The organism is Terrabacter sp. P5_B1 (genome assembly GCF_056400505.1).
Genome location: NZ_JBFULD010000270.1, coordinates 1 through 5,925, shown reverse-complemented (window position 1 = coordinate 5,925; position 5,925 = coordinate 1). Strand labels below are relative to the sequence as shown.

The window sequence follows — 5,925 nt, the reverse complement described above, 5'->3', positions numbered from 1 at the left end:
GCTCAGGACTGCGGCGGCAGGTCCTCGAACTCGTAGATGCGGCGGACCTCCACCGACACCTCCTCGAAGAGCGACATGAACCGCTGAGCGAGCTCGAGGGCCTGCTCCTTGCTGTCGACCTTGACGACGGCGAAACCGCCCACGACCTCACGGGCCTCGGTGAACGGCCCGTCGGTCACGGTGACGCCGCCGCCCTCGGTCTTGCGCAGGACGGCGCCGTCCTTGCTCTGGGTGACGCCCTCGGCGGCGAGCAGCACCCCGGACTCGGCGCACTCCTGCATGAACGCGCCCATCGCGGCCTGGAACTCCGGGCTGGGGTTCGACGCCTCGGGGCGGGACTCGTCGATCTTGTGGATCATGAGGTAGCGCATGGCTCTCCTTTGCGTGCGTGCGTGCGTGCGTTGGGTTCGTCCGGTTGGTTCGTGCTCGGTCCGGGGCGACATCGGCCTCAGAGCCAGCCGCGGTCCTGGGCGACGCGAGCGGCCTCGGCGCGGGTCGAGGTGCCGGTCTTGCCGATGGCCGAGCTGAGGTGGTTGCGCACCGTGCCCTGCGACAGGTGGACGACCCCGGCGATGGCGGCGACCGTGCCGCCGCGCAGAGCCACGCCGAGAACCTCCCGCTCCCGATCGGTCAAGGGGTTGGCGCCGTCGACGAGCGACTCGGTGGCGAGGGAGGGGTCGACGACCCGCAGACCCGCGTGCACGCGGCGAACGGCCTCGGCGAGCTGGCGCGCGGGGGTGTCCTTGACGACGAAGCCGGAGGCCCCCGCCTCGAGCGCGCGGCGCAGGTAGCCCGGCCGGCCGAACGTCGTCACCACGAGGGTGCGCACCCCGGGCAGGGCGCTGCGGACGGCGGCTGCCGCGGCGATGCCGTCGACGCCCGGCATCTCGATGTCGAGCAGGCACACGTCGGCGCCCGAGACCCGGGCCGCGTCGACGACCTCGTCGCCCCGGCCCACCWCCGCGACCACCTCGAGGTCGGGCTCGAGCGCGAGCAGCGCCGCGAGCGCCCCACGCACGAGGGCCTGGTCGTCGGCGAGCAGCACCTTGATCGTCTCGCTCACAGCGTCACCTCCAGCACGGTTCCATGACCTTCCGGGCCCGTCTCGAGCGAGAGCCGGCCTCCCGCGGCCCCGACCCTCTCACGCAGCCCACGTATGCCGTTGCCCTCGGGGCGCCCGCCGAGGCCGCGTCCGTCGTCGCGGACGGTGAGACGGTTCGACTCGAGCTCGACCCAGCAGGCGTCGGCGTCGCTGTGGCGCACGACGTTGGTCGTCGCCTCCCGCAGCACCCAGGCGAGGACCATGCGGTGGCGCGGGTCGACGACACTCGGGTCGTCGGGCACGTGGCCCTCGATGCCGGCGCCAGCGAGCGCCGTGCGCGCCGAGGCCAGCTCGTCACCGAGGCGGGCCCCCCGCAGGCCCCCGACGGTCGCCCGGATCTCGGCGAGCGCCTGACGGCTCAGGGCCTGGATCTCGGCGAGCTCGCCCTTGGCACGCTCGGGGTCGAGGTCGACGAGACGCTCGGCCAGCTCAGCCTTGACCGTGACGACCGTCAGCGAGTGACCGAGCACGTCGTGCACGTCGCGGGCCACGCGCTCGCGCTCCTCGACGATGGCGAGGTCGCGCGAGATCCGCTCGTAGTCCTCGCCGCGGTCGGTCATGAGCCGGACCGCCCCGGTCATCGCACCGACGGCGAAGACGATGATGGCCACGACCCAGGTGCCCTCGTCCGGGTCGACGAAGACCGCCACCGCAGTCGCGACCGCCACGCACGCGATGCCCAGAGCGATCGACCACGCGAGCGGCAGCGCGAACATCCCGAACGACACGATGAAGGGCAGGAGGCTGAGGCTGCCGGTGCCGATGAGCGGGACGAGCCCGACCGCACAGCCGACGAGCACGAGCAGGTAGCCGACACCCCGACGCTGCGTCGGCGCGCACCTCCGGTGCAGACGCTGGAGGTGCTGCGCGCCGAGGCCGTAGACGACGGCGAACGTCAGGACGAGCGCCAGTCCGAGCACGACCTGCCAGCCCGGCAAGCCGCTGGAGACGATCGCGATGACGGGGAAGACGAGGAAGACCAGCCACACCGACTGGACGACCCAGCCGAAGCGTTCCCACGGGTTGCGGCCGGGCCAGCCAGACGGCTCCTCGGTCACTGGCGCTCCCGGCCGCGGCGCACGAGGAGCACGGCCGCGGTCCCGAAGACGGCGAGCCAGGCGAGCACGTTGACGATCGGCAGCCACAGCGGGTCCTGCGACCCGTCGGGCAGATAGCCCTCGGTGAGCGGGTAGCGCGCCAGCGCGGCATACCCGTAGAGCGGCGTGAACTTCGCGAACGCCAGCAGGGCCCCGGACAGCGGGATGAAGACGTTGCCCAGGAACGCGAAGATCACCATGGTGCCGCTCGCGGCACCGACCGCGGCCTCGGAGCGGAACGCCGTGCCGACGAGCAGGCCGTAGACGGCGAAGACCGCGGACCCGACGAGGCAGAGCACCGCGCTGAGCACCCAGGCCCGGGCCGACCCGCGGGCGCCGGTCGCCGCACCGAGGGCGAAGGTCAGCAGGATCGGCACGGCCGCCACGGTCATGGCGATGAGCGCCTTCACGGCGATGTAGGACGAGTCGGCGAGCGGGGTGAGCCCGAGCTGGCGACCCCAGCCCTGCTGGCGCTCGACGGCCGCGTTGCCGCCGATGCTCGTCGTCGCGGTGACGGCGCCGTAGGCGGCCATGCTGATCATGACGTACATCGCGACGTTGCCGTTGCCGATGCTCGCGTCCTTGGCGTCGACCGTCGCGCCGAAGATGAGGTAGAAGAAGGCGGGCAGCACGGCGGTGAAGAACATGCCCGCCCAGTCGCGCGTGATCCGGCGCATCTCGAGCAGCGTGAAGGTGGCGTTCATCGGACGAGCTCCTCGTCGTGGTCCTGGTCATGGTCGTGGGCTCCAGCGTCACGGCTGTCGCGCTCGTCGCCGGTCAGGGTCATGAAGGCCTGCTCGAGGCCGGCGGTGACGATCTCGAGGTCGGTGCCGTCGAGGTCGAGCAGCAGCACCCGCGCCACCGCGTCCGAGTCGGCGGCCGTGACGACCACCCGGGAGCCGCGCTCGTCGACGTCGCGGACGCCGTCGACGCTGCGCAGTCGCGCCACGGCCGCGGCGAGCGAGCTCGACGGTAGGGTCGCCGAGACGGTGCGGCCACTCGCGCGGGACCGGATCTCGGCCGTCGTGCCGTCCGCGACGATGCGGCCGCCGGCGATGAGGACGATGCGGTCGGCGAAGGCGTCGGCCTCTTCGAGGTAGTGGGTCGCGAAGACGACGGTACGCCCCGCGCTCGCGTCGGCGTGCATCGTGTCCCAGAAGTCGCGGCGGGCCGTCACGTCCATGCCCGCCGTCGGCTCGTCGAGGACGAGCAGCCGCGGGTCGGGCAGCAGGGCGAGCGCGAAACGGAGCCGCTGCTGCTCACCGCCGGAGCACTTGGACACGCGGCGGTCGGCGAGCGACCTCAGCCCGGCGCGGTGGATCACCTCGTCGACGGGGGTGCTGGCGGCATACGTCGACGCGATCATGCGCACGGTCTCGCGGACGGTGAGGTCGCGCAGCAGGCCGCCCGTCTGGAGGACGGCGGAGACGTGGCCGGCGATGACCGCCTCGCGGGGCCGGTGGCCGAAGACCCGGGCCGTCCCGGTCGTCGGCTCGGTGAGCCCGAGCACCATGTCGAGGGTCGTCGTCTTGCCCGCCCCGTTGGGGCCGAGGAACGCGACGACCTCGCCGGGCTCGATGCGCAGGTCGACGCCGTCGACGGCGCGGACCTCCGTGTCGTGCGACCCGCGTCGAGCAGGGAAGGTCTTGACGAGCGAACGCAGCTCGACCGCCGGAGCCCCCGAGGCGCCGGCGACCGATGAGTGTGTGGTGGTCATGGCTCCACTCTCCCGCGGCGGGACACGACGCGTCAGCAGCACGCGTCACGTCCTGCGCGTGACAGGTGTCATGGGGACCGGGACCGGACAGACTGTGGGCATGGCCGACTTCGAGGTGCATCTCGACCCCCCGCTGCCCGCCCCCGAGGCGTGGAGACGCATCCTCGACCTGCGCGCGCACACCGCGGTCATCCCGCTCACCACGGTGACGGGTGACGCGATGACGGCCGGCGAGCTCGTCGACGGGTCTCGCTTCACCGCCCGGACGGGACTGGGGCCGATGGGCTTCGACGACGTCATGGTCGTCGAGGCCATCGTCCCGCCGACATCGACCTCGGCTGGTCACGCGCGGATCCGCAAGGAGGGCAACGTGGTCCGCGGTGTCATCGACCTGAGGGTGACGCCGACCGCWGTTGGTTCCGCGGTCGTCTGGGCGCAGCGGATCGGGGTGCGGGCGGTGCCGTCGATCCTCGACCCGGTCGTGTCGAGGGCGGCGCGCGCCGCCTACGCCTCGACGCTGCGCCGACTGCTCAGCCGCGGCTGAAACCCGTTCAGCGCCAGCCGAGCTCGGGCGCCACGTGCGTCAGGAGGCTCTCGATGACGTGGGCGTTGTAGTCGACACCGAGCTGGTTGGGCACGGTGATGAGGAGGGTGTCGGCGGCCGCGACCGCCTCGTCCTCGGCGAGGTCACGGACGAGCTGGTCGGGCTCACCGGCATACGTCTTGCCGAAGCGCGCCGTGCCGCCGCCGATGATGCCGACCTGGTCCTCGCTGGCCGACTCGCGGCCGAAGTACGCCCGGTCCAGGTCGCTCACGATGGGGAAGACGCTGCGGCTCACGGAGACCCGCGGCTCGCGCTCGTGGCCGGCCGCCGTCCACGCGTCGCGGAAACGCTGGATCTGCTCGGCCTGCAGACGGTGGAAGGGCACCCCGGTGTCCTCCGTGAGCAGGGTCGAGCTCATGAGGTTCATGCCCTGCTCGGCCGTCCACTCCGCGGTGGCCCGGCTCCCGGCACCCCACCAGATGCGGTCGCGCAGCCCGGGCGAGTGCGGCTCGATGCGCAGCAGACCGGGCGGGTTGGGGAACATCGGTCGCGGGTTGGGCTCGGCGAAGCCCCGGCCGGACAGGACGTCGAGGAAGACCTCCGAGTGCTGTCGGGCCATGCCGGCGTGGTCGCCGTCGTTCGGCTCGTAGCCGAAGTAGCGGAAGCCGTCGACGACCTGCTCGGGTGACCCCCGGCTGATACCGAGCTGGAGCCGGCCGCCGGAGATGAGGTCCGCGGCGCCCGCGTCCTCGGCCATGTAGAGGGGGTTCTCGTAGCGCATGTCGATGACGCCGGTCCCGATCTCGATCCGGCTCGTGCGCGCCCCGACCGCGGCGAGCAGCGCGAACGGCGACGCCAGCTGGCGAGCGAAGTGGTGCACCCGGAAGTAGGCACCGTCGGCGCCGAGCTCCTCGGCCGCGACGGACAGGTCGATCGACTGGAGCAGGGCGTCGGCCGCCGACCGCGTGCCCGAGTGGGGGGACGGGTTCCAGTGCCCGAACGAGAGGAATCCGATCTTCTTCACGTGCGGTCAACAACCGGGGTCGCGACGCTCTTCCCGAACCCCCGTCGACGGCGCCGGACAATCCGGGCCGCCCCCTCGCGCCGAAGCACGAGGCATGATGCGCCTACGACTTGCCCTCAGCGGGATCCTCGCCGCGGTGGCCGGGATCGCCGCCGGCCACCTCGTCGCGGGCTTCCTCGCCCCTGCATCATCGCCGGTGCTGGCCATCGGGTCGACCGTCATCGACCTGACCCCCACGCCCGTCAAGGAGTGGGCGATCGCAACCTTCGGGACCAACGACAAGCTGATCCTGCAGGGCTCGGTCCTTGTCGTGACGCTCGTCCTCGCCGCCGTCGCGGGTCTGCTCGCCCGCCGCCGGATGCCGCTCGCTGTCGGTCTCATCGTGCTGCTCACCGGGCTGGCTGGTGCCGCTGCGCTCCTGYGACCCGCGGCCCGTCCCGT

7 protein-coding genes and 1 pseudogene are annotated in these 5,925 nt (G+C 72.4%); 2 read left to right on the top strand and 6 right to left on the bottom strand.

What is annotated here, in order from left to right; all coding sequences use genetic code 11:
• Positions 1-2 precede the first annotated feature (2 nt).
• The 5 genes from AC1DP0_RS16870 to AC1DP0_RS16850 form a co-directional block, all read right to left on the bottom strand.
• Positions 3-371, bottom strand: a complete 369-nt coding sequence (locus AC1DP0_RS16870) for a YciI family protein (protein ID WP_478086459.1) — start codon at positions 369-371, stop codon at positions 3-5.
• Between the two features lie 77 nt (positions 372-448).
• Positions 449-1,063 (bottom strand): response regulator transcription factor, encoded by a 615-nt coding sequence (locus AC1DP0_RS16865; RefSeq protein ID WP_478086455.1) that lies wholly within the window; start codon positions 1,061-1,063, stop codon positions 449-451.
• Positions 1,060-2,160 (bottom strand): sensor histidine kinase, encoded by a 1,101-nt coding sequence (locus AC1DP0_RS16860; RefSeq protein ID WP_478086451.1) that lies wholly within the window; start codon positions 2,158-2,160, stop codon positions 1,060-1,062. Before AC1DP0_RS16860 ends, AC1DP0_RS16865 begins: the two co-directional genes overlap by 4 nt.
• Positions 2,157-2,903: an ABC transporter permease gene (locus AC1DP0_RS16855; protein WP_478086448.1), complete on the bottom strand. Its 747-nt coding sequence runs from the start codon at positions 2,901-2,903 to the stop codon at positions 2,157-2,159. The genes AC1DP0_RS16860 and AC1DP0_RS16855 overlap by 4 nt, the downstream gene beginning before the upstream one ends.
• Entirely contained in the window at positions 2,900-3,916 is a 1,017-nt protein-coding gene (locus AC1DP0_RS16850) for an ABC transporter ATP-binding protein (protein WP_478086445.1), read from the bottom strand. The genes AC1DP0_RS16855 and AC1DP0_RS16850 overlap by 4 nt, the downstream gene beginning before the upstream one ends.
• Positions 3,917-4,016: 100 nt before the next feature.
• Between AC1DP0_RS16850 and AC1DP0_RS16845 the strand changes: the two genes are divergently transcribed.
• A complete protein-coding gene (locus AC1DP0_RS16845) occupies positions 4,017-4,460 on the top strand; it encodes an SRPBCC family protein (protein WP_478086441.1) in 444 nt (147 codons plus the stop codon).
• A 7-nt stretch (positions 4,461-4,467) separates the two neighbouring features.
• Here the strand turns inward: AC1DP0_RS16845 and AC1DP0_RS16840 are convergent, their stop codons facing one another.
• Positions 4,468-5,484: an LLM class flavin-dependent oxidoreductase gene (locus AC1DP0_RS16840; RefSeq protein WP_478086436.1), complete on the bottom strand. Its 1,017-nt coding sequence runs from the start codon at positions 5,482-5,484 to the stop codon at positions 4,468-4,470.
• A 94-nt stretch (positions 5,485-5,578) separates the two neighbouring features.
• On the opposite strand from AC1DP0_RS16840, the pseudogene AC1DP0_RS16835 reads away from it, so the two are divergent.
• Positions 5,579-5,925: pseudogene (locus tag AC1DP0_RS16835) on the top strand (molybdopterin-dependent oxidoreductase); the annotation flags it as partial.